The 26,027-nt window shown below is 35.3% G+C and carries 24 protein-coding genes; 4 read left to right on the plus strand and 20 right to left on the minus strand.

Features of this window, described 5'->3' with window-relative positions; all coding sequences use genetic code 11:
• Positions 1 to 30: 30 nt before the first annotated feature.
• The 9 genes from MKZ17_RS11185 to MKZ17_RS11225 all read right to left on the minus strand — a co-directional run bounded on the left by MKZ17_RS11185 (position 31) and on the right by MKZ17_RS11225 (position 7,238).
• The gene (locus MKZ17_RS11185; RefSeq protein ID WP_340723813.1) at positions 31 to 294 is read right to left on the minus strand and encodes a glutaredoxin family protein; all 264 of its coding nucleotides are present in this window, start codon (positions 292 to 294) and stop codon (positions 31 to 33) included.
• A 14-nt stretch (positions 295 to 308) separates the two neighbouring features.
• The gene (locus tag MKZ17_RS11190; RefSeq protein ID WP_340723814.1) at positions 309 to 1,007 is read right to left on the minus strand and encodes an amino acid ABC transporter permease; all 699 of its coding nucleotides are present in this window, start codon (positions 1,005 to 1,007) and stop codon (positions 309 to 311) included.
• Positions 1,008 to 1,010: 3 nt separating this feature from the next.
• Positions 1,011 to 1,706, minus strand: a complete 696-nt coding sequence (locus MKZ17_RS11195) for an amino acid ABC transporter permease (RefSeq protein WP_340723815.1) — start codon at positions 1,704 to 1,706, stop codon at positions 1,011 to 1,013.
• Positions 1,707 to 1,722: 16 nt separating this feature from the next.
• On the minus strand, positions 1,723 to 2,544 hold the full coding sequence (locus MKZ17_RS11200) for a transporter substrate-binding domain-containing protein (protein WP_340723816.1): 822 nt from the start codon (positions 2,542 to 2,544) through the stop codon (positions 1,723 to 1,725).
• Positions 2,545 to 2,561: 17 nt separating this feature from the next.
• The gene (locus tag MKZ17_RS11205; protein ID WP_340723817.1) at positions 2,562 to 3,533 is read right to left on the minus strand and encodes an LLM class flavin-dependent oxidoreductase; all 972 of its coding nucleotides are present in this window, start codon (positions 3,531 to 3,533) and stop codon (positions 2,562 to 2,564) included.
• Positions 3,534 to 3,544: 11 nt separating this feature from the next.
• A complete protein-coding gene (locus tag MKZ17_RS11210; RefSeq protein WP_340723818.1) occupies positions 3,545 to 4,297 on the minus strand; it encodes an amino acid ABC transporter ATP-binding protein in 753 nt (250 codons plus the stop codon).
• An 11-nt stretch (positions 4,298 to 4,308) separates the two neighbouring features.
• A complete protein-coding gene (locus MKZ17_RS11215) occupies positions 4,309 to 5,634 on the minus strand; it encodes an LLM class flavin-dependent oxidoreductase (RefSeq protein WP_340723819.1) in 1,326 nt (441 codons plus the stop codon).
• Between the two features lie 297 nt (positions 5,635 to 5,931).
• Positions 5,932 to 6,336 (minus strand): hypothetical protein, encoded by a 405-nt coding sequence (locus MKZ17_RS11220; RefSeq protein WP_340723820.1) that lies wholly within the window; start codon positions 6,334 to 6,336, stop codon positions 5,932 to 5,934.
• A gap of 20 nt (positions 6,337 to 6,356) precedes the next feature.
• The gene (locus MKZ17_RS11225; protein WP_340723821.1) at positions 6,357 to 7,238 is read right to left on the minus strand and encodes a tyrosine-type recombinase/integrase; all 882 of its coding nucleotides are present in this window, start codon (positions 7,236 to 7,238) and stop codon (positions 6,357 to 6,359) included.
• Between the two features lie 175 nt (positions 7,239 to 7,413).
• On the opposite strand from MKZ17_RS11225, the gene MKZ17_RS11230 reads away from it, so the two are divergent.
• On the plus strand, positions 7,414 to 8,208 hold the full coding sequence (locus tag MKZ17_RS11230; RefSeq protein ID WP_340723822.1) for an enoyl-CoA hydratase/isomerase family protein: 795 nt from the start codon (positions 7,414 to 7,416) through the stop codon (positions 8,206 to 8,208).
• A gap of 400 nt (positions 8,209 to 8,608) precedes the next feature.
• On the plus strand, positions 8,609 to 9,745 hold the full coding sequence (locus tag MKZ17_RS11235) for a PP2C family protein-serine/threonine phosphatase (RefSeq protein WP_340723823.1): 1,137 nt from the start codon (positions 8,609 to 8,611) through the stop codon (positions 9,743 to 9,745).
• Between the two features lie 49 nt (positions 9,746 to 9,794).
• Here MKZ17_RS11235 and MKZ17_RS11240 read toward each other — a convergent pair whose 3' ends face one another.
• The 3 genes from MKZ17_RS11240 to MKZ17_RS11250 form a co-directional block, all read right to left on the minus strand.
• Positions 9,795 to 10,610 (minus strand): CheR family methyltransferase, encoded by an 816-nt coding sequence (locus MKZ17_RS11240; RefSeq protein ID WP_340723824.1) that lies wholly within the window; start codon positions 10,608 to 10,610, stop codon positions 9,795 to 9,797.
• Positions 10,603 to 13,308 (minus strand): ATP-binding protein, encoded by a 2,706-nt coding sequence (locus tag MKZ17_RS11245; protein WP_340723825.1) that lies wholly within the window; start codon positions 13,306 to 13,308, stop codon positions 10,603 to 10,605. The genes MKZ17_RS11240 and MKZ17_RS11245 overlap by 8 nt, the downstream gene beginning before the upstream one ends.
• Before the next feature lie 78 nt (positions 13,309 to 13,386).
• Positions 13,387 to 14,202, minus strand: coding sequence for an isopentenyl transferase family protein (locus tag MKZ17_RS11250; protein WP_445326911.1), 816 nt, complete (start codon positions 14,200 to 14,202; stop codon positions 13,387 to 13,389).
• Positions 14,203 to 14,357: 155 nt separating this feature from the next.
• On the opposite strand from MKZ17_RS11250, the gene MKZ17_RS11255 reads away from it, so the two are divergent.
• The gene (locus tag MKZ17_RS11255; protein ID WP_340723826.1) at positions 14,358 to 15,518 is read left to right on the plus strand and encodes an aminotransferase class I/II-fold pyridoxal phosphate-dependent enzyme; all 1,161 of its coding nucleotides are present in this window, start codon (positions 14,358 to 14,360) and stop codon (positions 15,516 to 15,518) included.
• A 98-nt stretch (positions 15,519 to 15,616) separates the two neighbouring features.
• Here MKZ17_RS11255 and MKZ17_RS11260 read toward each other — a convergent pair whose 3' ends face one another.
• From MKZ17_RS11260 to MKZ17_RS11270, 3 genes are all read right to left on the minus strand, one after another.
• Positions 15,617 to 16,006, minus strand: coding sequence for a cysteine synthase (locus tag MKZ17_RS11260; protein WP_340723827.1), 390 nt, complete (start codon positions 16,004 to 16,006; stop codon positions 15,617 to 15,619).
• Between the two features lie 98 nt (positions 16,007 to 16,104).
• On the minus strand, positions 16,105 to 17,334 hold the full coding sequence (locus tag MKZ17_RS11265) for an AI-2E family transporter (protein WP_340723828.1): 1,230 nt from the start codon (positions 17,332 to 17,334) through the stop codon (positions 16,105 to 16,107).
• A gap of 75 nt (positions 17,335 to 17,409) precedes the next feature.
• A complete protein-coding gene (locus MKZ17_RS11270; RefSeq protein WP_340723829.1) occupies positions 17,410 to 18,348 on the minus strand; it encodes an LCP family protein in 939 nt (312 codons plus the stop codon).
• A gap of 191 nt (positions 18,349 to 18,539) precedes the next feature.
• On the opposite strand from MKZ17_RS11270, the gene msrA reads away from it, so the two are divergent.
• The gene (gene msrA / locus MKZ17_RS11275; protein WP_340723830.1) at positions 18,540 to 19,061 is read left to right on the plus strand and encodes a peptide-methionine (S)-S-oxide reductase MsrA; all 522 of its coding nucleotides are present in this window, start codon (positions 18,540 to 18,542) and stop codon (positions 19,059 to 19,061) included.
• A 272-nt stretch (positions 19,062 to 19,333) separates the two neighbouring features.
• On the opposite strand, the gene MKZ17_RS11280 is transcribed toward msrA, so the two are convergent.
• The 5 genes from MKZ17_RS11280 to recQ form a co-directional block, all read right to left on the minus strand.
• Positions 19,334 to 20,518, minus strand: coding sequence for an MFS transporter (locus MKZ17_RS11280; RefSeq protein WP_340723831.1), 1,185 nt, complete (start codon positions 20,516 to 20,518; stop codon positions 19,334 to 19,336).
• Positions 20,519 to 20,877: 359 nt separating this feature from the next.
• Positions 20,878 to 21,897: a DUF4179 domain-containing protein gene (locus tag MKZ17_RS11285; protein ID WP_340723832.1), complete on the minus strand. Its 1,020-nt coding sequence runs from the start codon at positions 21,895 to 21,897 to the stop codon at positions 20,878 to 20,880.
• A complete protein-coding gene (locus MKZ17_RS11290; RefSeq protein WP_340723833.1) occupies positions 21,894 to 22,412 on the minus strand; it encodes an RNA polymerase sigma factor in 519 nt (172 codons plus the stop codon). Before MKZ17_RS11290 ends, MKZ17_RS11285 begins: the two co-directional genes overlap by 4 nt.
• 226 nt (positions 22,413 to 22,638) lie before the next feature.
• A complete protein-coding gene (locus tag MKZ17_RS11295; protein WP_340723834.1) occupies positions 22,639 to 23,889 on the minus strand; it encodes a helix-turn-helix domain-containing protein in 1,251 nt (416 codons plus the stop codon).
• Between the two features lie 183 nt (positions 23,890 to 24,072).
• Positions 24,073 to 25,842: a DNA helicase RecQ gene (gene recQ, locus MKZ17_RS11300; RefSeq protein ID WP_340723835.1), complete on the minus strand. Its 1,770-nt coding sequence runs from the start codon at positions 25,840 to 25,842 to the stop codon at positions 24,073 to 24,075.
• Positions 25,843 to 26,027 lie beyond the last annotated feature (185 nt).

The following is a 26,027-nucleotide window of genomic DNA, read 5'->3' on the forward strand; positions in this document are numbered from 1 at the left end:
GATAGCGTGCTATAGTTATCCCTCGCTTATTTATAGTATCCCTTGTTTTTCTAATGCTACTTTTAATGCTTCAAGTCCTAATTGTGTAACCCCTGTATAGTTGCCTTCTTGCCCAATTTCTACAACTGGTACGTAACGGACATCGTATTTGAGCTCTAATATATCTCGTCGATCATCATGACTCGTCACATCGACTTCTTTATACGAAATTTGATTTTCTTCTAAAAAACCTTTCACTTCTTGGCAATACGAACAGCCAGATTTTGACCAAACGACAACAGTTGCTTGACTCATATTTCCACTCCTTCTCATTGCACAACCCCTTGGCGGAGGTGAGCACTTAATTTCTTTTCAATTTGGTGTCCTACTAACTCAAATAGAATTGTAACAAGCCAGTAAATAATACCCAGTGCAATAAACGCTTCTAAATATTTCAAATTACTTGAAGCAATAATATTTGCTGTACCAGTTAACTCTTTTACTGACACTAAAAAGGCAATGGAGGAAGCATGTAAAAACGCAATCACCATATTCGTTAAATTTGGCACAATCGTTACAAAAGCTTGTGGTAAAATAATTCGCCTGTAAACTTGTGTTGTTGTCATCCCAAGAGAAATCGCTGCTTCTGATTGCTGTACCGATACACTTAATATGCCTGAACGAATGATTTCTGATAAAAACGCACCGGCATTTAGCGTTAAGGCAATACAAACAAAAATGACGATTGGCCAACCGTGTAATGAAATCCCTAAGCTTTCCTCTGCAATAATGGGTAAGCCAAAATAAATTAAAAAGATATGTAGTACAACGGGCGTTCCGCGGTAAAAAGAAACATAAACATTAACAATTCCCTTAATAATTTTCCAATCACTTAGACGAATGAATGCAACTGCAATGCCAATAACTGCACCCGCAAAAAGAGGAATAAATGTAATGAACATCGTCATCGGCAGAGCAGGAAGAATGCTTTTAAATGCTGTCCAAATAAAGTTAAGATCGATAGTCATGTTTTAACCTCCTGTTGATGCTAAGCGCAAATGACGATTAAAGTATTTCTCAAACCAATTAAATAATCTTTCAATAATTAAAACAATAACGTAATAAATTATGGCTAAGCCGATATACACTTCAAATACTTTCATCGTTGCAGCAATTAATGTATCGCCACGTCCCATCATATCCATCACACCAATTGAAAATGCGAGAGATGTATCCTTTAACGAACTCACCGCCGCATTCCCAATATTCGGCAATGCAATGCGGAACGCTTGTGGAAAAACAATACGAATAAAGATTTGCATAGATGACATGCCAATTGCTTGTGCAGCCTCTGTTTGACCATAATCGACAGATTTAACCGCGGCGCGGAAAATCTCAGCAAATTGTCCACCATTATGGAGCGTGTACGTAATAATGACAAATATAAACGCATCCATCCTTGAAAGATCAACACCAAAGAGGATTACAATCGCTGGTAAACCATAAAAAATAAGAAATAATTGAATTAAAATAGGTGTCCCTCGAATAAAGGAAACATATATTGTCGCAATCGATTTCAATACCGGTATATTGTAGAGCCGCGGTATTGCGATTAAAATACCTAGTAGTAAGCCTAAAACTAAAGACAGAAAGAATATTTCTAATGTAATAGGTAAATAGCTGATTAGCTTCGGGAGGAATTCCACTACGTAGCTTATATCAATCATGCTATAATTCCCCCTTTTATTTTAACAATTGATCTGAGTAATCCGCTTCAAACCATTGTAACAATAGTTCTGAAACTGTTCCGTCTTCAATCAGTTCTTTAATTGCTCCATCAACTTTTGCAGCTAGTTCTGTATCTGATTTACTAAATAAGAAGAAAATATCTGTAAATAATAATTCTTCTCCTACAATTTTTTGCTCTGCATTTGACTGCGCATTATTCGCTTTTACAGAGAATGGGAAGCTGAAAATTGCATCAATTCGTCCTGTTTTTAGTTGGTTTGTTAAGTCCGGTGTTGACGAAATATAGGAGATTTCAGTATTTAAACCATGATCTTCTTTATATTTCTCAAAAAATAGCGCGGCATTACTAGTTGGGACTAATCCAACCGTTTTATCTTGCAAGTCATCAATCGATTGAATGTCTTGATTGTCTTCATGTACAACAACATGTGTCGGAATAGCATTATATGGCTGTGCATTAAATAAAAACTTCTCTTCACGTTCTTTATTCTTCGCCATATTATGTGCAACCATATCGATTTTTCCTGTTTCAAGACTTAATAATAAGTTCGTAAAATCCATTGCTTCAAATGTAAATGAAACATCCTCAAGCTTTTCATCAATTTTCTTTAAAAGCTCTACGTCATAGCCTGTCAACTTTTCATTTTCATCGATATAGGCGATATTTAGCATTTGATTGCCTGTTCCGATAATAATTTCTTGAACGCCTTCTTCCTGATTTTTTGAACTTGCCTCCTCATCATTTCCACACGCTGCAAGTAATAAAGCACTCGAAAGTAATAATGATGAGATGAATGTTTTTTTTGTGATTTTCATAATAAATTTCCTCCAAATTATGATTGAGTAACAGCGTTTAATTGACTGATGAGCTCAATAGATGTTAAACGGGCTTCTTTCTCTAGTACTGGATTATGAACAATAATTTCATCAACCCCGTAGTTTTGAAACAACGTAAAATGCTTTTCAATTTTATCAATCGTACCGTAAATGGCTGGAGAAGGTACACGCTCCACTCGATAGGTTTTGCCGGATTCTTTTCCAAATCGCTCTGCACTCTCAAAATTGGTTAATGTAAATTTTTCACCTGTCTCTAGATAGACACGGTATAAATCCGTATCTTTTGCTAATCTTTCAGCCTCATCTTCAGTTGCTGCTGCAATTACTGCCGCACCAACCATAAAAATTCCTGTTGGATAAATCGCTTTATACAATTTTGCCGCTTCTATTAACTGTTCTTCATTGCCATTAATGAATTGAGCAAAAACGTAAGGTATTTTTTGCTCAGCAGCAAATTTAGCACTGCTTACACTGCCTCCTAGTAAAATGACTTCGGGTGCAATACGTGTAGCTGGTTCTACAGACAGTTCATCCTGCTTATTTATATAGCGAATAAGTTGCTTAAGACGATCATTAAAATCTTCCGGATTACTCAAACCATTATATTGTAAAGCTTTAGTCGATTGGGGTAAGCCACCTGGTGCCTTTCCAATGCCTAAATCCACGCGTCCTGGTGCTAAATTTGCTAAGACATGAAAGTTTTCCGCTACCTTGTATGGACTATAATGGGTTAACATCACACCACCAGAGCCAACGATGATTTTTTCGGTCTTTGCTAAAATGTGAGAAACAAGTACTTCCGGTGATGAGCCTGCGACCTCTTTCGATTGGTGGTGCTCTGATACCCAAAAACGCTTGAAGCCTAAACGTTCTGCAACTTGTGCCAGTTCAATTGTTCGATTTAAGGCATCTTGTGCTGTATCTCCAGATAATATTGGACTTTGATCTAAAATTGACAATGTAAACATACAATCACTCCTTAAATTTCGAACATTAACTCTGGCGTTAGTCGTTTTAAAAACTGCTTTGTTCGATTATGCTTCGGATGATTAAAAATCTGCTGTGGCGTCCCACTTTCAACAACCACCCCTCCATCCATAAAAACAACATGATTGGAAACTTCACGCGCGAAATTCATTTCGTGCGTAACGATTATCATCGTAATCCCTTCATTTGCAATTTTTCGAATGACATCGAGTACTTCCCCAACTAGTTCAGGATCTAGAGCAGACGTTGGCTCATCAAATAAAATAACTTGTGGATTCATCGCTAATGCCCGCGCAATACCAACACGTTGCTGCTGTCCTCCTGACAGAGAGCTTGGATAGGCATCCGCTTTATTTGTAAGCCCCACCTTCTTTAATAATTCCAAAGCCTGTTCTTTTACCTCTTTTTTCTCCCGCTTCTGAACATGAATGGGACCTTCCATAATATTTTCAAGCACCGTTTTATGCTGGAATAAATTATAGTTTTGAAATACCATGGCTGTTTTTTTACGAAGTTCAATTATCTCTTTTTTAGAGGCTGTTTTTGCATTAAGTGATAGATTATCGATTGTAATAATACCGGACGTTGCTTTATCTAAAAAGTTGATGCTTCGTAACAAAGTTGTTTTACCTGAGCCACTTGGTCCTAATATTGCGATAATATCTCCCTTTTCAACCGTTAAATCGATTCCTTTTAATACTTCATTTTTCCCGAAGGATTTATGAATATTTGATAGTTGAATCATTCCGCACCTCTTTAAACATGTATTTGATCGTGTTTACTTGGCTTGTTTGGTAAGCCTAAATGCTCTCGTAACGTATTGGATGTGTATTCGGTACGGTAATAACCCTTTTCTTGTAACAGAGGGATGACCATATCAACGAAATCTTCTAAAGCTTCTGGAACACCGGGTAAAATAATAAATCCATCTGCTGCCTCTGCATCAATCCATTTAATTATTTCGTTTGCGATATGTTCAGGAGTACCTAAAAATGCATCCTTAGGTGTCGCTTCACGAATGGCCACCTCGTATAGCGTTAAGTTTTTTTCTTTAGCATATTTTTTTATCCGGTCTGTTGTAGATTGGAAGCTATTGCGCCCGATATCACCAAGTTCAGGAAATGGCGCATGCAATTCATATTGAGTGAAATCATGATGGTCAAAATAACGCCCTAAATAGGCCAATGCTTTCTCAGCCGTTATTAATTCCGCTACTTCCAAGTACTTTTGTTCTGCTTCTTCAAAGGTATTTGCAATGATTGGTGATATGCCAGGTAATACGGACAAACTTTTTGCATCCCGCCCACTTTCGGCTGCTGCAGCACGTAGTTTTTCTCGTAGCTTTTTATTCTCTTCAATCGAAACGGCATTTGCAAAAATGGCATCTGCTGCTTTTCCTGCAAATGCGATCCCGGCTGGTGAGGAGCCCGCTTGGAAAATAACCGGTTCACCTTGCACTGATCGTTGAATATTTAACGGTCCTGCCACTGAAAAATAGTTTCCTTCGTAATTAAGAGGATGTAACTTTTTAGAATCGAAAAATTGATCATTTTCCACATCATACGTAAAGGCGTCCTCCTCCCATGAGTTCCAAAGACCTTGCACTACCTCTACATACTCGGCAGCTATTTCGTAACGCTCACTATGGGTAGGATGATGATCTAAGCCTTTGCTAAAATTTAATGCGGTACTTTCAAGTGGCGTTGTCACGACATTCCACCCTGCACGACCATTGCTAATTAAATCTAATGACGCAAGCTGACGTGCTACATTGAATGGTTCGCTATAGGAAGTTGAAATCGTCCCAACTAGCCCAATTTTGTTAGTCGCCATTGCAAGCGCGGAAAGAATCGTAATCGGTTCAAAGCGATTTAAAAAATGTGGCAATGATTTTTCATTAATAAAAAGTCCATCTGCAATAAACACAACATCGAACAGCCCTTTTTCTGCCACTTGCGCTTGCTGCACATAATATTCAAGACTTACACTTTGTGCTGGATTAATTTTTGGGTGTTTCCATAATGACATATGACTTCCAACACCATGGATCATAGCACCAAAGTGAATTTGTTTTGCTGACATAACACCATCTCCATATAATCATATTAACTTACTTGGTTTTTAGAATGTTCAAAGTATAAAACAAAAATTAAAAATTTACAATATATTTTGAAAATTTAAAGGCTAGTAAATTAATTAAAAAAAAAGAATGCGCCCAATACAGGAGCACATCCATTCTTTACATAAAGAAATATTGATAAAGTAAATAAAAGATAACGAGCCAAATAATTAGCTTGAATATTTTTTTCATGACCTTAAAAGAAATGATTGCAAGGACAATAATAAATATAAAAATAATGAACGTTTCCATCACATCACCTATACATAAAACGTAACTTTTTTATCGTCACGTTTAACTTTCCAGTTTGAAGAAAGCATCGTAGTAATTTGCTTTTCAGTCGCTTCATCAATTATTAAATTTTCGATTCCATTCCCTTGTTCTAAAAGAGTATAGCGATCTTCAGTAATGCCAAATCTCATCCGAATTAAATTTTTTAGTCCGTTAATCGTCATGAATTTCACTTCGTAATGTCCTTGAAACGCATCCTTAAATTCAACAGGTGAAGCTTCATATAGCGCTTTTAATTGCGCCATATCTACCTCGTATTGTTGAGCAATTTGATCAACATTATTTTGTTCGATTTGATTACTAATTTCTTCATATGTAAGCGCATGACTTTTTAAAACTTCAATCATATAGGCTTCCATTAATGAAATAGCCATAATACCCCTGCTTTCTTTTGTTATTGTTTTATTTCTCTTTCCGTTGAAAAACGCTGTTGGCGCTCTGTTAATACTCCTTTTCGAGCATAACCGAACTGTTCATACAATGCATCAATATCCGTTGAGTTATTCAATTCCTTTTTGATGACCGCGTATCGAAGTGTTGTCGCAGTAATTTTAAAACCGAGTTGCTCCGACATTGCAGAAAAAACGCGTTCAATCGTCTTTACTGTAACAGGTTGCCCTTGTTGATTCCCAACACCTAACCATACGTAAGGAGAAGAATGTGCTGCAAGCATAAAGGCATTCGTTTCCTCTCGATAACGTTTTAAAAGCTCCACAAGTGTTTTAGATAAGTGAAGTATTCTGTATTTTTTAGAAGAAAGCACAATAAGCTGCTGTTCATCTTCACGGACATGCTTCCACTCCATACGCACGAGCTCCGCTGGTTTAATTCCTAGCTCAGCGATACAAAAAACTATTGTCGCATTTCGTAACGCAAGCCAAGCATCCTCCTCTGATAAAGCGATCTCATATTTATGTGGCCAATATGTAATTACTTTTTTCCGTTGCTTTTCTTTTAACACTTGAAGCTTTTTTTCATCTTTGTCATGTGGTTGCAAAGCATTTGTATTATATGATGAAATAATACCGCGCGTTTGTAAAAAGCTTAAAAACTGTCGAATCGCTGCATATTTACGGTTAATGGAATTTGTACTTGGATAGCGTTCCACGATCATATTAGTATAGTGTAGTAGCGCTTCATTAATCGATTGAGCATCATTCACTATTTCTGCGAATTGTTTCGCATCAAGCGAATATTGTTTCGTCGTATAAGCAGATTTATTGAGTCCACGTAAATACACTTCAAATGCTTTTACATAATCAATTAATTGCTCCATTTTACCACGCCCCTTACTCGTATTGTAGCATGATTTTTTAAAGAAAAACGTAAATCATTCCTGTAAAAATGCCTTCCATGATGCATTTCTTCTTGAAAATTCTAAATTGCATGTCATTAATTGTCGAATAAGCTATAATAAGCATCATGAAAAGGTTTAGGGGGAAAAATTACTTATGCAAGTACGTACAACAAGACTTGAAGCGGAAGAAGCAAAAATCATTTATCAAGAAACAGCTGGACTCGCGATTATTACAATACACCGTCCGCAGTTAAAAAACGCACTTACAGCAAACATGTGGGATCAATTAGCCAAAATTGCCCTACGCACGTTAGATAATCCAAAAAATAAAGTACTCTTATTGCGCGGTTCAGGTGAAAACTTTACTGCCGGCTCAGATATTAAAGAGTTCAATTCCATTTCCTTAGAAAAAGCAGAAGAAGCTTTTGTACATATGGAAAAGACGATTTCGACAATTGAAAATTTACCAATTCCGGTCATTGGGGTCATTAATGGCCCAGCAATGGGAGCTGGCCTAGAATTAGCACTTGCCTGTGATATTCGTATCGGTTCGGATAAAACAAAAATGGGGATTCCTGTCGGGAAATTAGGGATTACGTTAAACAATAAGTTTGCGAAGCGTCTTGTGGATTTAGTCGGTCCTTCTGCAACAAAGGATTTTGTATTTACAGGTCGAATGTATAAAGCAGAGGAAGCATTTAAAGCTGGTATGTTAAACTACTTAGTCGCAGAAAAGGATTTGACGCGCTTTGCTATTCGCATGGGTAAGCTAGTAGCAGGCATGTCACCAGATTCTTTAATAGCTGTAAAACGTTCAGTAAATGAATGTATTAATTCAACACCTGCCTTATGGGAAGGTTCAACACCATTTGTATCAAAAAATGACTTTTCTGAAGGCGTTCTTGCTTTTGTAGAAAAGCGCCAACCGCAATTTAAACGAAACAAATAAAACGCTTTACTGGTTAAAGTAAAGAATATGTGAAATACCTCCTTGCAAGATTAAATGGAAAACTGCAGTACACTGTAGTTCACATTTAATTTAAAAGGGGGTTTTCATTATTTATTTAATATTCATTATTGCATATTTGTTGAAAATGGCGGATGTACTTCTATTATTCTTTTTTAATGTTAGGTATCTGTCACTTCTTACCGTTCCCCACATTATGTAATTCTCCTTATCAATTTACAAAATATTGTAATAAATGAACCTTAGAATATCCTACTATAGGTGTAAGTGTAACTATAGCAAGCTTCTCATTTTCAAATTATTTCTACTTTCTGTATAATTACATTGGAAGAAATAGTTTTATATAGATTTCAATTAAATTGCAAAGAGGTAAGGTGATATAGTGACCATTCTTCTAGTAGACGATAACAGAGTAAATCTCTACGTAATAGAAAAAATCTTGAAAGCGGACGGCTATCAAGACTATGTTTCATTACAATCTGCGAAAGAGCTATTTCAATATTTGGATCCATCCAATGTACCTCAATGTAACGAGGTAGATGCTATTTTATTAGATGTCATGATGCCAGAAATGGATGGAATTGAAGCTTGTAGAATTCTTAAAGAAGATCCCCGTTTAAAAGATATTCAAGTTATTTTTGTAACTGCATTAGAGGATAAAGGAAAATTATCAGAAGCGTTAGATGTGGGCGGTATTGATTACATAACGAAACCTATTAATAAAGTCGAGTTACTTGCTCGCTTACGAGTTGCATTACGTTTAAAATCAGAACTCGATTGGCATACAAATCAAGAAAGAAATATTGAACGGGAGCTTAACTTAGCCGCGCGTGTACAACAAAGCTTATTAAGTCCACCAGTTGAGCAGAAGGATTTAATGATTACGGCTTCTTATTTACCTTCATTTAATTTAGCAGGTGATTTATATTATTGGGATAAAATCGATGATCATCGATATGCCGTCATTTTACTCGATATGATGGGTCATGGGGTTTCTGCATCGTTAGTATGTATGTACATTTCCTCCGTATTACGTGAGGCAATAAAAAAATTAGTTGATCCAGAACTTGTTATTGCCGAGCTAAACCGTTATATGAGTTTATTACAAAATGAAAAAGAAAATTTACTGTATTATTTTACAGGCGTCTGCTTTATTATTGATACGCAAAAAAAGACAATCGAATATGTTAATGCTGGACATCCTACTGGCTATGCACTTGTTGACGGACAACAAACGGTGCCCATCACACAAACAAGTTATGCAGTTGGGTTCTTTGAAGAAATTAAAATTGACAAAGAAATTATTCATTATACAACCTCTGTTCAAATTGTCTTATTCACGGATGGTGTATTGGAAGCGATGGGTCCTTGTGAAATTACATCTGATAAAGAGCTTTGTAAAATAGCAAGTGTCATGTGGGCTAAGGATCGACCACCGATAGATTATTTAGTCGATAAAGATTTACAACAAAACCAGCCAGACGACATGTGCGTCTTATTATTACAAGCAGGATCTTAATTTAAAAAAAGAGCTACACGAAAAAAATCGTGTAGCTCTTTTGCTTCGTTTAACTTTTCTTTTGGTAAATCCGTTCCTTTTGATGCACTGTTTGATATTTCGGTGCTAACGGTGTAAATTGCAACGTTTCCTTATCTCCCAATGCTAAAAATCCATTCGGTGCTAAGCTCTCATAAAAAAGCTGATGTACATCATGCTGTAGCTTTTGCGTAAAGTATATGAGTACATTCCGACATATAATGACATCGAATTCTTGAAAGGAATGATCGGTTACTAAATTATGTTGCGCGAATATGATGTTTTCACGTAAGCACGGTTGAAAATATACATACGCTGCATCTGTTTTATAGTACTGAGAAAAGGCTTCTTTCCCACCAGCTAAAAAATAATTTTTCGTGTAGGCTTGCATTTTTTGAATCGGAAACGCACCTTTTTGAGCTTTTGTTAATACATTTTGATTCATATCAGTTGCATATAGGGCTGTACGATCAAGTAAGCCTTCTTCTCGTAATAAAATGGCCATAGAATACACTTCTTCACCCGTAGCACACCCTGCATGCCAAATTCGAATTTTATCAAGCTCCCTTAATTGAGGCACAACTTCTTCGCGAAATGCTCGGAAAAAGGTTGGATCTCGAAACATCTCTGTCACATTAATCGAAAAATCATTTAATAATTGAGACAGTAATTGCTCTTCATAAATAACCATTTCAGTTAACCGTGAAATTGTCGGGATGTTGTTAATTCGCATTCGATGCTGCACACGACGTAAAATGGACTGCTGATTATACTCTCGAAAATCGAATCCTGATAAAGAATACACTGCCTCGAGTAACAAACGTAATTCTAATTGTTGCCTATTCATTTCGTAAACGTTCCTCACTTGTTAGCCATACTGATAAAACAGAAAAGAGCTGATCTAAATTTAACGGTTTACTAATATAGTCTGACGCACCCGATTCAATTGCACGATCACGGTCATGCTTCATTGCCTTAGCCGTTAGTGCGATAATCGGTAATTCAGTTAAATTCAAATCTCTTCGAATACGTTCCATTGCCTCATAACCATCCATCTCTGGCATCATAATATCCATTAATACAAGATCTACTCTAGGCTCTGTTTGTAAAATATTTAGGCATTCCACTCCGTTATTCGCTTCTATTATTTTGACACCTTTATGCTCTAACGCCTGCTTTAATGCATAAATATTTCGATAATCATCATCCACTATTAATATATGTTTATCATCAAACACCGTTTTATCCATATGCGTTTCAATAAGTTGTGGTGCATCAGTAAATGCAACTTCCTGTTGTACAAGTTGACCTTGAGGTATATTCCCATCTGGAAGACTTGGTAAAAATACAGTAAATGTACTACCTTGTCCTACATCACTTATAAGTGACATCCAGCCACCAAGTAGCTTTGTAAATTCACGGCAAATGGATAGCCCTAAGCCTGTCCCACCATATTTTCGGACCGTTGCACCATCAGCTTGCTGGAATGATTCGAAAATAATTTGCTGCTTTTCTTTTGGAATACCAATCCCCGTATCTTTAATGGTAATTGCAATCCAATTATCACTACTATGCTGCATACTGGAAGTAATTTCAGCTTGCTCAATTATTACAGATATTGAACCTTGTTCAGTAAATTTCACAGCATTCGACAATAAATTATTAATAATTTGATGGAATCGTTTTACATCTGTGTAAAAAATCGTGTCCATATCTGGTGAAACATCCACCATTAATTCAATTCCTTTTTGCTCCGCTAATGGGTTAAATAAGCTTTGAATATGCTGTGGTACTTCAGAAACATCCATCTCACTAAACCATAAATCCATCTTACCCGCTTCTACTTTTGATAAATCTAATATATCATTTATTAAATTTAGTAAATCCCCACCAGATTTGTGAATGACATTGGCATATTCTAATTCATCATCAGATAGACGATTATCACGATTTTCCGCGAGCATTTCTGATAATATTAAAATACTGTTAAGCGGTGTTCTTAACTCATGGGACATATTTGCTAAAAACTCAGATTTATAGTTGGAGCTTTGAAGCAATTGCTCGGCACTTTGCTCAAGTTCAATTTGAGCTTTTTCCAGTGCATATGATTTTTGTTCTGCGTCACGAGTTCGTTCTTCAAGCTGTTCATTAATCGTTTTTAGCTCTTCCGTCTGCATTTTTAATTCTTCAGATTGGGTTTGTAATTCCTCAGACTGAACTTGTAACTCCTCTGTCATCGTCTGCGATTCATTTAGTAGACGTATTATTTCCATACGCCCTTGAATACTATTGATGGTCACCCCTAAATGTTGAACAACCTCCTGAATCAATAACTTTTGTTGGGCGCTATAAGTATGGATAGCCGCAAATTCCAATACTGCTACGACGTCTCTACCAAATAAAACTGGTACTATGACGCCATTCGTAATTTCCGTATTACCTATTGCAGTTTCAAAAATCCGTAAACTCTCCTCCATATTTTCATAGTTTAGCATCCGGCGTTCCCTAACACTTTGGCCAATATAGCCTTCACCTGCCATGAAATGCTGACGGCCAACTTCTTCTCTCGAATCTGCAAAAGAAGCAATTTTATTGTATCGTTGCTTATTTTGCATATCCTGTATATAAAAAGCGCCATAGACAGATTCAGTACGTGTTGTCAATTCCTTTAATAGTACTTTACCGAGGTTGTCCAATGAATCGACACCTTGATAGGACGTTACAATTTCCGCTATATTTCTTTGGAATAATTGACGATTTTCCATTGTGATTAATAGAGTATTTGTTGCATCGACTAAATCCTGTACTTCATCATTTGTTTTTGCAATAATCGGCTTTCGGTTTTTTCCGTTTGTCTCATTTATTTCAAGAATAGTCGATGTTACTTCATTAACTGACTCAGTAATTTTACGTGAAATCGTATTAAATACTAATATCGTTAATGTTGCAATCACGCCTAATATCGCAAATAGACTAAATGTTAACTGTCTATTTTTACCATCTAACTCCACGATTTTTTGCTGAATGGCTTCTGTTTCAGTTGTCCGAAAATCCGTAAACTGTGCTTGTAAATCGCTTATAATGGCACTACTTTGTACACCATTAAACTTTTCTACTATTCGCTCAGAATCATTTGTCGCAATAACATCAATTAACGGTTGACCTATGTTGGCAATCCAATATTCAATACTTGTATGTATTGTCGGAAGCTTCTTTTGATGTGTGGAATAATTTTGAACGAGGTCATCCAAATTTTGATAAATTGTATTCCATGTTGCTAGGCCTTGATAATATGTTTCTATATAGTTTTCATCCTTCGTTATGAGATAACGATGTAAGGAAGACTCCATATTTACAATTTGACGTTCTAATTGGTTTGATAAAATCCGCATTTGTGAATCATATTGAATAATTCCATTACGTTCTTTTTGAAGGTTGGTTACTTGTGTATTTAATAGTATTGTAGCTGCGACTAAAAAGGTTATTAACACAATATATCCACTTGTAATTTTAAAGCGAATACCAAACCGTCGCCGTTTATTCATAGATTACCCCTCCTCCTATTTAATTGTCTTTTCCAGTATACTATATATTTATTTACTACTTAACTCATTTCCCCTATTTTATCGTATAGTAGTCTCTATCCCTACAATCTTTACATTAATTTCCTCTGGTCCAATACTAAAATGAAATTGAAAGCTGTCTGCAATTTCCTGTTGAAGTTGTTTTATAGCATCCGGTATATAATAAGAAACCGGTGCAGCAATTTGTATTTCAATAACTACACGCGGGACAGATACAATTGAAAAATGTAAATGTACTAATCGTGAAACAATTGTATTTTTTTCAACTACATGCTTTATAACATCCAAATAGACAGATCGCGCTATCGTAATCGTTTGCTGGTGAAAATCTGGTCGTACGATTGTCGTCTCCCCGATTTTTTCACGATTCGTCGAAAAAATCTCCTTCCCACGCTGGATAAGGCGTTTAAAGAAGTTTTGTTCTACTTGGCGATAAGGCACGGGCATTACATGTTTACCCTGTATTTCACGAATAAACCGTGCCATTTGAATTTCTTTTTCTGTGCGAACATCTTCTACATGAACGTATGTCATAATTTCACCGAGTTGTAAACGTTTCGCTATTTTTCCGGTCATTTTATCAGAAGTTCCTATAATTAATATGGCATCAACTTGTCCATTTTTTAATGCTTGAATGACCTCGTCTTTATGTGACTCATCCTCGAATATGGCACGACGAACAGCCTTTAACGTATTCTTTTCAAACTTCGCTGAAGTACCTGCAACCTTCTCTCCGTTCACAATGAGTAGTCCATCGTCGATAATCGCTGGAATGTTATGTTCATGTGCGAATTGCAACGCACTTGTACTCTTTCCTGTCCCACTTGCCCCACTTAAAGAATATATTTTCATCATTGTTCCCCTTCATTTCCGCAAAAATTTGCTAATACACAGCAATTTAACGCTTTAATGTATTGCATTAATCCTTTTTTCTGAATTCCTCCCCATTATACGTGATGAGTATGATAAAATGGGGCATATATTGGAAAAGTTTTAAGGAGTGTTACAAATTGAATATCCAACCGTCAAAAAAAATGTCGTTATTTGCTCCTGCAATTTTTGGAGACTTGAAGAAACATGCACTATTACAACAACAAAAAGGGATGGAATTAATCGATTTAAGCTTAGGTAGCCCAGATATTCCACCTGCAGAAAATTTACGTCAAAAGATGTCAGAATTAACTGCACTTTCATCTTCTTATGGTTATACATTAACGGGTATTCAAGCATTTAACGAAGCGGTTTGTCGCTATTATAAACGAGTTAATAATGTTCAGTTAAACCCTGCAACAGAGGTAGTTCAAACGATTGGATCGCAAGAAGGCTTAGTCCATTTACCCGTCGCTTTTTGTGATCCAGGTGATATCGTATTAACGACAAATCCTGCTTATGTAGCATATGATGCAGGCATTCATTTAGCTGGTGCAGAACCATATTATATGCCATTAACGAAAGAGAATAATTACTTACCAGATCTAAAAGCCGTTCCTGACGAAGTACTTCAAAAAGCAAAGCTACTTATTTTAAATTTACCAGGAAACCCTGTACCAGCAATGCCTTCTCTTGATTATTTTGAAGAAGTCGTTGCCTTTGCAAAAAAATACAACATCATTGTCTTACATGATGCTGCCTATTCAGAGTTTTACTTTAAAGGAAATTCTCCAATTAGCTTCTTGGCGACACCAGGTGCAAAAGAAGTTGGCTTAGAAATTAACTCATTATCGAAAAGCTTCAGCTTAGCCGGTACTCGTATCGCCTACATTGTTGGTAATGACAAGTTAGTGGAAATAATGAAGCAATTAAAATCGAATTTGGATTTTGGTATTTTTGAGCCAATTCAACAAGTTGCTGCGTTAGCGCTTGATCATGCAGAAGAAGTAACAGCAGAACTGCGTAAAACATTTTCTGTACGTCATCAAACATTAATGAATGGCTTAACTTCAATTGGATGGGAAGTTGCTCCAAGTGATGGAGGAATGTTCGTATGGGCAAAATACCCTTCAACATTAAATAGTGTTGACTTTGCATTTAAAGCAATTGAAGAAACTGGAGTAGTCATGGTACCAGGTACTGCATTCGGTACAGCTGGCGAAGGCTATATGCGATTAGCCTTAGTTCAACCAGTTGAACAATTACAAAAAGCAGTTGAACGATTAAAAAGTTTAAAATAATAGACGAAAGGATGAGTCTCCTCAAAAGTAGACTCATCCTTTTTTTGTGGTTATGACAAACAATCAATGCGATAAACACTACGAATAGAAGGCACTGTTTACTCGGACTCGTAAGAAATAATACCTGCCTCTTCAATTACTGTACCATCTAAAAAAAGCACCTTTGTCTGAAAAATTAGCTGTTGTTTTGGTCCGCAACTCCAACGTTCATCTGGAATTAATTCAAATGGGATAATTTCTGCATCTTTAGATCGTATGCCCCCAACAAGCTCAAATGAATGCTTTGCAATAACTTGCAAGTCACCATCAGCATCCTTGCAAATTACCTTTAATGAAATATAGTCAATTTTTTCTTGTTCGTCTTCTTCTAATGAAGTCACATAAACCGTCCCACTCAGGATGTCGCCTTCTACCAATTCAGTTTTTTCGATAACCGTTTCAACTTTTACACCGTTTTCCTCAACTGTTGTTACCCATTTACTTAACATACTAAATCCCCCGCTTATGAATTTAAATCCCAATAAATTTTCAAAAAAGAGGATGCCAATAAGTCTACACTTATAGGACATCCTCACATCGTTCACTTTTAATCTTCGTATAAATTCGTTTCGTCTGATTGGAAACGATTGTAACGCTCTTTAAATAGGCGATATCCATGGGTCACTAGTACTTTTATTAAAGCATACCCTGGGATACCTAAAACTACACCTGGAACGCCGAATAATGCTCCAGCTGTTAGGAGTACAAAGATAATTGTAATTGGATGTATACTTAATGATTTACCCATAATTTGAGGGGAAATAAACTTCCCTTCAATTAATTGTACAATTGTCCAGACAATAATTAACTTCACTAATAGCCATGGCGAGTTAACAATGGCTATTATGGCAGCTGGCGTAACTGCAATTGCTGGTCCTAAATACGGCACGACACTTGTAATCATTGCTAAAAAGCCTAATAAGAAAGCATAAGGCATTTTAATAATTACAAAACCGATTGTCATCATGACTCCGATACAAAACGATACTAAAATTTGCCCTTGAATGTATGAACTAATTTGCTTGTCCATATCATGTAATACTTCGCCAATATGTTCACGTTGTTGTGGTGGGAATAAACGTAATATAAAGCGCGGCATTTTATCGCCTTCATATAGTAAATAAAACGTAATAAACGGTACAATTACTAATCCTAGTACAATACCTGTTACTGCTGAAACAAGTCCTGTTAGCCCAGTAGCAACCCCCGTTGCTAAACTTGACATTGTTTCCTTTACTGCATTTACTAGATCATCTGTAAAGTTCGTTAAAAATTCGTTGTAATTCACGTTGATTGATTGGAAATACTCATCAAAATGAGAATTGTTTAAAAATGATAAAATTTGATCAGCAAATGACATAAACACTAGCGGAAATTCCTGGGCTAAATTCGTAAATTGATCCCGTAGGAATGGATAAACAAGTACAATCAGCAGTGTTAATAATGCAGCAACAATAATATACAAAAGAAATATTGCTAATGCTCGGGGTACTTTCCATTTCACTAATAATTTTAATGGTGGTCGTAATAAATAAAATAAAATAACCCCAAGTACTCCTGGTAAAATAATTACTTCTACTAATACACTTAATGGTTCAAAAATAAAGGAGATTTTATTGTATATAAATACAATACAACCTATCAGTAAGAGAACAATCAATAAGTAAAGTAAATTTTTACCACCTAAAAATCGAATAAATCTACTTGAGAAAAATGCCGATTTCTCTTGCGGTAATGGTTTCGACTTGATTCCCGCTTTTTCTCTTTCATTTTCCAAAAAACCACCCCAACAAATCGCATAATTTTATGTTCCATTATATTTTATCATGGATTTTTCATATTGATATAATGGTTACTCCTCTAATTGTAAAAAATCATGCAAAATTTGTTTATTTTGTTGCAAATTGATTTCAAGTACTGATCCAGCGTGTCTATAGCTACCGAATGTATAAGTACCTTCAGCAGGGATCGTCATTTTTTCTACATTCATTCCACCACCAGCAACTGCTTTTAGCACGGTTGCTAACTGGTCTTTACTTGATAAATCTGTAGTAATGTATCCTTGTGTAGCACCTACAAATTTCGGGATATTTACCATATTAGTTGGCTTCATTAACTCATCCTTTAAAGCTTCAATTACCTTTTGTTGACGCTCCACACGTCCGAAGTCTCCTTCAGCATCTGAGCGGAATCGAGCATAGCCAAGTAATTCTTTCCCATTTAAATTTTGTAGCCCTTTTTTAATGTCAACCTTGATATCTCCACTCATATTTTTTTCTACATCCATTTCTATCCCGTTTGGTGCTAAGATGTCGATTAATGTTTCAAAGCTTGTGAAATCAATTAAAGCATAATGGTGGATCGGTATATCAAACATATTATTTAACGTTTCTTGAATTAATGGTACTCCGCCTAAATAATAGGCTGTATTTAGTTTGTAGGATTGGTAACCTGGTATTTCCGCATAAATATCACGCATAAAGGAAACGAGCTTCATATCATTTGTATCTCGATTCCAAGATAGAAGCATCATTGTATCAGATCGTGATTTTTCCTCTCCGCGACTATCTACACCTAAAACTAAATAATTTTCAATAGTAGGATGTTTTTCATCTGGTGTGAAATCTGCAGCAGGGATACTTTCATCATTCGTTAAATTAAGGCCACTTCGATATTGCGTATAACTATAGACGAGTAAGCCGACTATTGTTACAAACAAAACGATAAAAATTAAACGACCTTTTCGTAGCTTCTTTTTACGATATCGCGTTTTTTGCACATGTTCTTCCATAAGTAATATCTTCCTTTCTATTACTCACAATTAGACGAAATCAATTATAGATTAGTTTCAATATAAGTTCTACTATACCCTTCTCCAAAAAGATTGTATTGTACACATTTATTTTTCACATTGCTGATTAACTCATTCCATGTTAGAATACAGCATATTTATTATATGATTGTAAACTGAGGAGTGAGACGATGGAAAAGGCTACATTTGCAGGAGGTTGTTTTTGGTGCATGGTAAAGCCATTCGATCAATGGGATGGAATACATAAAGTAACGAGTGGCTATATGGGGGGACATATCGATAACCCAACATATGAGGACGTTAAGCGCGGTGATTCTGGACATGTGGAAGTTGTAGAAATTGAATTTGATCCAACAATTTTTAGCTATGAGCGCTTATTAGAAATTTTTTGGATGCAAATTGATCCAACTGATGCAGGTGGACAGTTCCATGATCGTGGTGAATCTTATAAAACTGTTATCTTTACACATAATGTCGCACAACAGGAAGCCGCAGAAAAATCCAAACAACAATTAGCCAATAGTGGCCGCTTTAAAAAGCCAATTGTAACAGAAATCTTACCAGCACAAACTTTCTGGATTGCTGAGGATTATCACCAAGATTACTACAAAAAAGAACAGGCTCATTATAAAGAAGATCGCGCAAAATCCGGTCGTGATGAGTTTATTACTGAGCATTGGAACAAAGAATAAAAAGAAATTAGTTGCTGTTTAACAATCCATTCACGTAAAAACGCTGTTTCATATGATTGCAGCGTTTTTCTTTGATTTTTTGAGTGACGATTTCCATACCCCATTCTATCTAATTCTGTTCAATATTCCTCTTTTCCTTTTATTAATTTTAAAGTATATTTTATCTTTTCTTAAAAAGTGAGTTCATTTGGTTCCCATCATAAAAAAATATGGAATCGTTGCAAAATCAACGCCCCCATATTTTAACTGTCATACTTACTTAATATTTATCATTATGAAAATTTACTCATTCGCCATAAAAAGTACAATGTAGGTATAATTAAAATTGCTGAAGAAATGATACCACCTTGAATCGATGTATAAAGTGCAATGATTCCAACTAACGGCCCACCAGCTACTTGACCAAACGCATCAAGTTGACCATACATCGAAAGCGCAGTTGCTCGACCTTGTGATTGTAATTGTTTATTAGTCAGGATGTTTATTAATGGTGTGTTGACGGCACGAAGTGATGCAATCAACCAATACAATATCGCTGCCAATAAAAAAGCATTACTAACGGCAAAGAATAGCATTATTAGTACAAGTAAACTATTAAGAACAAGTAAAACCATTGCAAATCGCTCTTTCACATAGGTTTCAACAACTTTTAAAATTCCTATATTTAATAAAAAAGCAATTGCATAAAAAGCCCCAAACCAATAGATCGCATCTTTTTCAATCAAATGGAAACCTTCTATGAAATGTGCTCCCCAAAGTCTATCAAAACCCTCACTAGCTAATCCAAAAAATATCGTAACAACTGCAAGACTGATTAGCATTGCATTTCCTTTAATTTGAATTAGCCCACCCTTAACAGCATGTAGTATTTGTTGATAACTTGTCGTTTCTCCATGTGCAATACTAAGAAATTTCGTTTCAGGTACTATTCTTAATAAAATAATCGCAATGACCACGAGCAACCCACCTGCAATTAAAATAGCAATTTGCACAGTAAAGACTGTTGCGACAACTACGCTTACAATAATTCCTAAAAAACTGCCAATTGAGCTAAATTTGGCTCCTTTAAGAAAAACAGTATCTAACTCATTATTTTCTAATTCGTCTGCAATCCATGACGTTTCCGCACCACTAATAAATGTCCAGCCTATTCCCCATAATGCTGCACCAACTGCAATCGCCCAAAATGTTGGAACACTACCTTCTAATAGATGTGCTAAACCAATGATGAATGTGCCAATAATAAAGGATTTTTTCCGCCCCCAAAAATCAGCTACTAAGCCTGTTGGAATTTCAAAAAATAAAACAGCTAATTCCATAATTGTTCCAATTAACACTAATTGAAGTGGGTTTAATCCAGCATGAGAAACATAATAAATCGCATTTAATGTGAATACGATATGAATACAAAATGAACGCGAACTCGTTATAAAATAATAAATATTTTTAATGTCCAATTGTTTACCTCCGAATAGTGAGTCAGTTTTGAAGCTCAAATCGGAGAATAAGTTACATTATGAAATTAAACCAACATACCCTCCGATTTGTTTGTGATCTTTACAGTAATGACTAACATATTCCTCTCTCCTTTATTCGTAATTACTTAAATTATACAATAATACCAAAATATTATAATAAAATTTTTAAAATCTTAATTTTGTCCAGATAAGTACTTACATTAAATACTTATCGGAATGTTCATAGCGGTAGTTGAAACAAAGCCTCCTATCTTTAAGGGACAGGAGGCTACACACACATATGCGATAACTATATTTTTGCTTTAATAAATAATTTCTTTTAGGACCTCGGCACTTATTTACTCATTCTCTACTAATCTTAATTCATTATATCCCTTAACCTTTAATAAGAGCGATTGTTGCTTATTCCAAACACTGTATGGAAAAACAAGGCTAATCACTGTTTGTTGCCCTTTTTCTAATCGCTCAACATTTGCACTTTTTGCAAAGAACGATTCTCCTTTATCATTGATTAATGCTGTTTCAAAAATCTCATTCTCATTTTCAACGATACCATCGATTTTATAACGCAATTGCATCGAACCGTTTGTTACAATAGCATGTTCTAAGGTTAAACCAGTAACAGAATTTTTTGCTATATACTCTTTTGTTATAACATTCGCTGATGTTAAATCAAATGTCCATTCACCATCAACTGAAGTAACGCCTCCTTCATTGTTTATAAAGTGCACGGTTTCAACGACTAATTTAGCACCTTCTAATGATGGGGCAGTTGTTGTAGTTGCTTCTGCAAAAAATTCTAGTGTTGCACTATTATTTTTCACTTCTCTAAGTTGGAAATCTGCGCCCGAATAAATCCTTGAACCAGCGATTTCCTTTGTATCAGATACAAGTGCATCAATTTCAATACCATCAGCATCAAAAAGACGGTACTCAAAACTTAGGTAGTTTAGGTTGTCTTTTGAAATATGGTCTGCCTCAATTGTTACCTGTAATCCTAAACGATAGGCGTCTGCAAACAAATTTTCTAGTGTTATAGAGAGGTTTTCAGACTTCTGTGTTTGCGCTATATATTGTAAATCACCATTATTAACCGCAGTTTCGATTCCTGGATCATTTATACTTAAAAAAGCTTGAAGTTTTGCTAACGTAGTATCATTCGTGAGTAAGATTGCAAAACTTAAAGTAATTGCTACAGCTGCAGCTGAAACAGGTTTTAACCAAGATTTTTTTACTTTTTTCTTGGATTGCTGTCGGATTTGTTCGTATGATTTGTCAAATGCAACACGGATTGAATCGGGTATTACTTGTTCCTTATTTATGTTATTATTCATTATCTCATCCATGTTTCGCTTCATGTTAGATTAGCTCCTTCCAAATAATATGTATTTTTTAATTTTTTTTTGGCTCTGGAGATTCGTGATTTAATAGTGCCTTCAGGTTCGTGAAGAAATTCGCTAATTTCTTTCGTTGTAAAACCGTTCACATAATAAAGTGTTAATGCAATACGAAGATTGTCATCTAAACTATTTAATGCATCTTCTAACTCGATTGATAAATTATCTTGATAGGACAAATGATTAAATAGTGGTTCATCAATTGAAACGATTTGTTTATTCTTTTTCATAAAGCGATAACAATTGTTTAATAAAATACGACAAATCCATGTATTAAAGTATGAAGCCTTTTTTAGCGTGCCTACCTTTTCAAAGGCAGTTAAAATGGTTTCTTGTAATATATCCGATATATCATCATCTTTTAAACCAAGTCGTTTCGCCGTTCGATACAAAATGAGCTCATATTGCTGAATAAGTTGTATAAATGCTTCTCCATCTCCTTTTTGAGCTTTTTTTACTAATAATTCATATTCCATTGCGAACACCTCCTTTTCCTTACATAACGTTAGAGTATTTTATAGATTGATTAGTTGCATATAAAATATAAATTTATATTTTTATTATTTTAAACGATACATCCTTTTTCACTGTGTAATTCGTTAAACACAAAACTCCATCATTTTGACTTACGTCAAAATGATGGAGTTTTTCTTTTAATCGTCACTTATTAAGTTTGCTCCCAGTTGAAAGCAATTCGTTTTTTTAATCAAAAAAGATCTCCGAATAAGCATTTAACACAAATTGCTTATAAATTGTATCAGGGAAATCCTCTACCCCATTTTTTGCATAAATAATCTCTTTCTTCGCTGTTTCAAAATCCTCTAAATAATAATAAGCAAGTGCCCGAATGGCATAAAAGCGGTAATACATCGCTAAGTCAATCGGATGATGAATGAAGCCCGGTATTTTTAACGATTTCCCATATACTAAAGCTTGCTCATAATTTTTCATATGGAACTGGGCATACATTTGTTCACATATAAATTTAGGATGATCATACAAGTAATGGTCATTTGCTAATACTGCCTTATATTCAGCCATTATTTGATCAATTTCACTATAATTACGTTCTACATTATTCACATAATGAAGATGACAATGGGCCGTTGCACGCGCTATGGACGCATCCTCAGAAAAATCAGCTAGTAACTTTAACTTTTGGAAATATTGCGTACTTTTATCATATTCTTTATTGGCAACTGCGTGGATAAATATTAACTCATAAAAATTAGCCATACGATAAAAAATATGCTTTCTTTTGGCAATTCCCAAAGCTTTCTGTAAATATCGCTCAGACATCTCAATATCGTCAATAGCCGAATATGCAACAGTTAAATTGTAATATAAATCAAGGCGTACAATCGGATCAATTAATAATTCATATGGTGCAATACTTTGTTCACCTTGTTTTAATATAGCTAGTGTATCTTGATAATTCCTTTGTTCCATCGCAGCAAAAGCTAAATAGAAATAACAACGAAGCATACGGCTATAGGCGTGAATCGCTTCATATTGGTCAATAAACTTCCAATACTCCTCTAATGATTTCGCTTTATTTATTGTGCGATTCATTAAATAATAAACTTCACGCAAGCGAATTTGTTCATAATTAGTCCCTTGAATTTGTGCCAAGTATGGTTCAATCTTTTCAATCATATTAACCGATAAAGATTGTACTTGTTCAGGATCTATAAGCAACTCTCTTCGTTCGATGTCTTCTTCAATTTCAGTATATAAATTTCGAAGCTGCGCTAATGTCCCATCATCTAGTAGTTCACTAACCTCTACTCCTAATTGCTTTGCTAAAAAGCGTAAACTTTCCATTGAAGGCTGGGCTTTATTATTTTCAATTAAACTAAGCATGCCCTTTGTGAGACGGTCACCCGCCAGCTCAGTTTGCGTATATTTTTTTTCTTTTCTCAGCTTCTTGATGCGCTCTCCTAAAGTGTTCAATAAAAATCCACCTACTCTTCTCAGTACATTATATTTAATTAAACTATGGAAGTAACTTATTTACAATATCTTTAAAAAAGTTTAATTATTTTAAACTTCACGAAACACATAAAACCAATTATAAATAATTCATAAAATATCGACAACAAAAAAAGCCCGTCTTTTGTGACGAGCTTGTTTTTATTATTCTTGTGTAATAAACTGCTGAATTGTATCAATAAACGTTTTTCCATACTTTTCTAACTTACTTTCACCAACACCACTAACTTCTAAAAATTGTGCGCTGTTCTTTGGTCGTCTTACACACATATCTTTTAAAGATTTATCTGAGAATACAACAAATGGTGGCACTTTTTCTCGATCTGCAATTTCCTTCCTTACAGATCTAAGTACTTCAAATAGTGGATCATTTTGTTCAATTGTCGTTTGAGGAATACGTGTTTCCTTACGTAGTACTTTTTGCTCCCCAAGTAAGACTTCCCTTCCAGTATCTGAAATCGATAATGTTGGGAACTGTCCATTATTCACTGCAATGAGTTTTTCTGAAATCAAAAATTCGATAAAATTAGCGATTTCTTTTGCATTCATCGGTTTTAAAATGCCATATGTCGGAAGTTTATGAAAGTTAAATTCAGTTACCTTTTTACTTCGTGAACCAGCAAGTACTGAAGCAGTTAGTTGCTTACCAAATTTTTGGCCCATTCGAACAATACAAGATAAGACTTTTTGTGCATCAGTTGTAACATCTTGCTGTGGTCGATCATCTGTACAATTAGCACATCTATTACAATTAGCAGTTAATTCGTCGCCAAAATATTCGACAATGTAACTCTGTAAACAACGCTCTGTATGACAATAATCAATCATTTTATGCAGTTTATTTAATTCGAGTGGAATTCTGCTACGATCCTGTGCCTGGTCGATTAAGAAACGTTGTGTTTGCTCGTCAGATGATGAATAAAGTAAAATACATTCACTCGCTAAACCATCTCTTCCTGCTCGCCCAGCCTCTTGATAATAGCTCTCCATATTGCGTGGCATATTATAATGAAGCACATAGCGGACATTCGTTTTATTAATGCCCATACCAAATGCATTTGTCGCTACCATGATTTGGACCTCATCGTTAAGAAAGCGATTTTGCTCATATGTTCGATCTTCTTCAAACATCCCACCATGATATTTAGCAACGGATACACCAACTTTATGTAACATTTCATAAACTGACTCAACAGATTTTCGTGTAGCGGCATAAATGATACCCGCTTCATTCCCATTCGCCTTCACGTATTTTTTAATGAACGCCTCTTTGTTTTCACCAAGTAAGACAGAAAATTTCAAGTTATCTCTTGCAAACCCAGTAATAAATGTATGATCATTATCAATTGATAGCAATTGGCGAATATCTTCACTAACTTCTTCTGTAGCAGTAGCCGTTAACGCAATGACAGTAGGTTTTACTTCCCATAAGTGTAGAAGCTGTTGAATTGAACGATAGCTTGGTCGGAAATCATGTCCCCAGTGTGAAATACAGTGTGCTTCGTCAATGGCGATTAAAGGAACACGTAATTGTGCAAGCTCCCTCGTAAAGCGTTCATTTTCTAATCGCTCTGGTGCTATATAGAGCAATTTAATTTGTCCATTTCGTACTTGATACATTGTATCCTGTACTTCTTCAAAGCTTAGGGAACTGTTAATGAATGCAGCTGGTATGCCGCTTGAAACTAGCATATCCACTTGATCTTTCATAAGTGAAATTAAAGGAGAAATAACAATCGTAGTTCCTTCCATACATAGTGCTGGAATTTGATAGCAAAGGGATTTCCCGCCACCCGTTGGCATAATCACCAATGTATCGTTATTATGAAGAATATTTTCAATCACTTGTGATTGTCCTAATCGAAATGTATCGTAACCAAAATAAGTTTTTAAATATTGTAACGCCTGCTGCAAACTAGTACCTCCCAGAAAAATTGGTATTATTATTATACTATGAGATCACCATTTTGGAACGAGAAAAAGCAACTAGTTTACATAAATATATTATGTAAACTAGTTGCTTTTTCATTTTCATTGACAATTTCATAAGTAACTTTTATTTTTCTTAGATGCTTTTGTTTTTAAAATAAAAATCTAAT

It is taken from the genome of Solibacillus sp. FSL R7-0682, assembly GCF_038005985.1.
Classification (GTDB): Bacteria; Bacillota; Bacilli; order Bacillales_A; family Planococcaceae; genus Solibacillus.

Bases quoted from the DNA above. Each gene is read 5' to 3' on its own strand.
- MKZ17_RS11185 (WP_340723813.1), bottom strand. From the start codon at position 294: ATGAGTCAAGCAACTGTTGTCGTTTGGTCAAAATCTGGCTGTTCGTAT.
- MKZ17_RS11190 (WP_340723814.1), bottom strand. From the start codon at position 1,007: ATGACTATCGATCTTAACTTTATTTGGACAGCATTTAAAAGCATTCTT.
- MKZ17_RS11195 (WP_340723815.1), bottom strand. From the start codon at position 1,706: ATGATTGATATAAGCTACGTAGTGGAATTCCTCCCGAAGCTAATCAGC.
- MKZ17_RS11200 (WP_340723816.1), bottom strand. From the start codon at position 2,544: ATGAAAATCACAAAAAAAACATTCATCTCATCATTATTACTTTCGAGT.
- MKZ17_RS11205 (WP_340723817.1), bottom strand. From the start codon at position 3,533: ATGTTTACATTGTCAATTTTAGATCAAAGTCCAATATTATCTGGAGAT.
- MKZ17_RS11210 (WP_340723818.1), bottom strand. From the start codon at position 4,297: ATGATTCAACTATCAAATATTCATAAATCCTTCGGGAAAAATGAAGTA.
- MKZ17_RS11215 (WP_340723819.1), bottom strand. From the start codon at position 5,634: ATGTCAGCAAAACAAATTCACTTTGGTGCTATGATCCATGGTGTTGGA.
- MKZ17_RS11220 (WP_340723820.1), bottom strand. From the start codon at position 6,336: ATGGCTATTTCATTAATGGAAGCCTATATGATTGAAGTTTTAAAAAGT.
- MKZ17_RS11225 (WP_340723821.1), bottom strand. From the start codon at position 7,238: ATGGAGCAATTAATTGATTATGTAAAAGCATTTGAAGTGTATTTACGT.
- MKZ17_RS11230 (WP_340723822.1), top strand. From the start codon at position 7,414: ATGCAAGTACGTACAACAAGACTTGAAGCGGAAGAAGCAAAAATCATT.
- MKZ17_RS11240 (WP_340723824.1), bottom strand. From the start codon at position 10,610: ATGAATAGGCAACAATTAGAATTACGTTTGTTACTCGAGGCAGTGTAT.
- MKZ17_RS11245 (WP_340723825.1), bottom strand. From the start codon at position 13,308: ATGAATAAACGGCGACGGTTTGGTATTCGCTTTAAAATTACAAGTGGA.
- MKZ17_RS11250 (WP_445326911.1), bottom strand. From the start codon at position 14,202: ATGATGAAAATATATTCTTTAAGTGGGGCAAGTGGGACAGGAAAGAGT.
- MKZ17_RS11260 (WP_340723827.1), bottom strand. From the start codon at position 16,006: ATGTTAAGTAAATGGGTAACAACAGTTGAGGAAAACGGTGTAAAAGTT.
- MKZ17_RS11270 (WP_340723829.1), bottom strand. From the start codon at position 18,348: ATGGAAGAACATGTGCAAAAAACGCGATATCGTAAAAAGAAGCTACGA.
- msrA (WP_340723830.1), top strand. From the start codon at position 18,540: ATGGAAAAGGCTACATTTGCAGGAGGTTGTTTTTGGTGCATGGTAAAG.
- MKZ17_RS11285 (WP_340723832.1), bottom strand. From the start codon at position 21,897: ATGAAGCGAAACATGGATGAGATAATGAATAATAACATAAATAAGGAA.
- MKZ17_RS11290 (WP_340723833.1), bottom strand. From the start codon at position 22,412: ATGGAATATGAATTATTAGTAAAAAAAGCTCAAAAAGGAGATGGAGAA.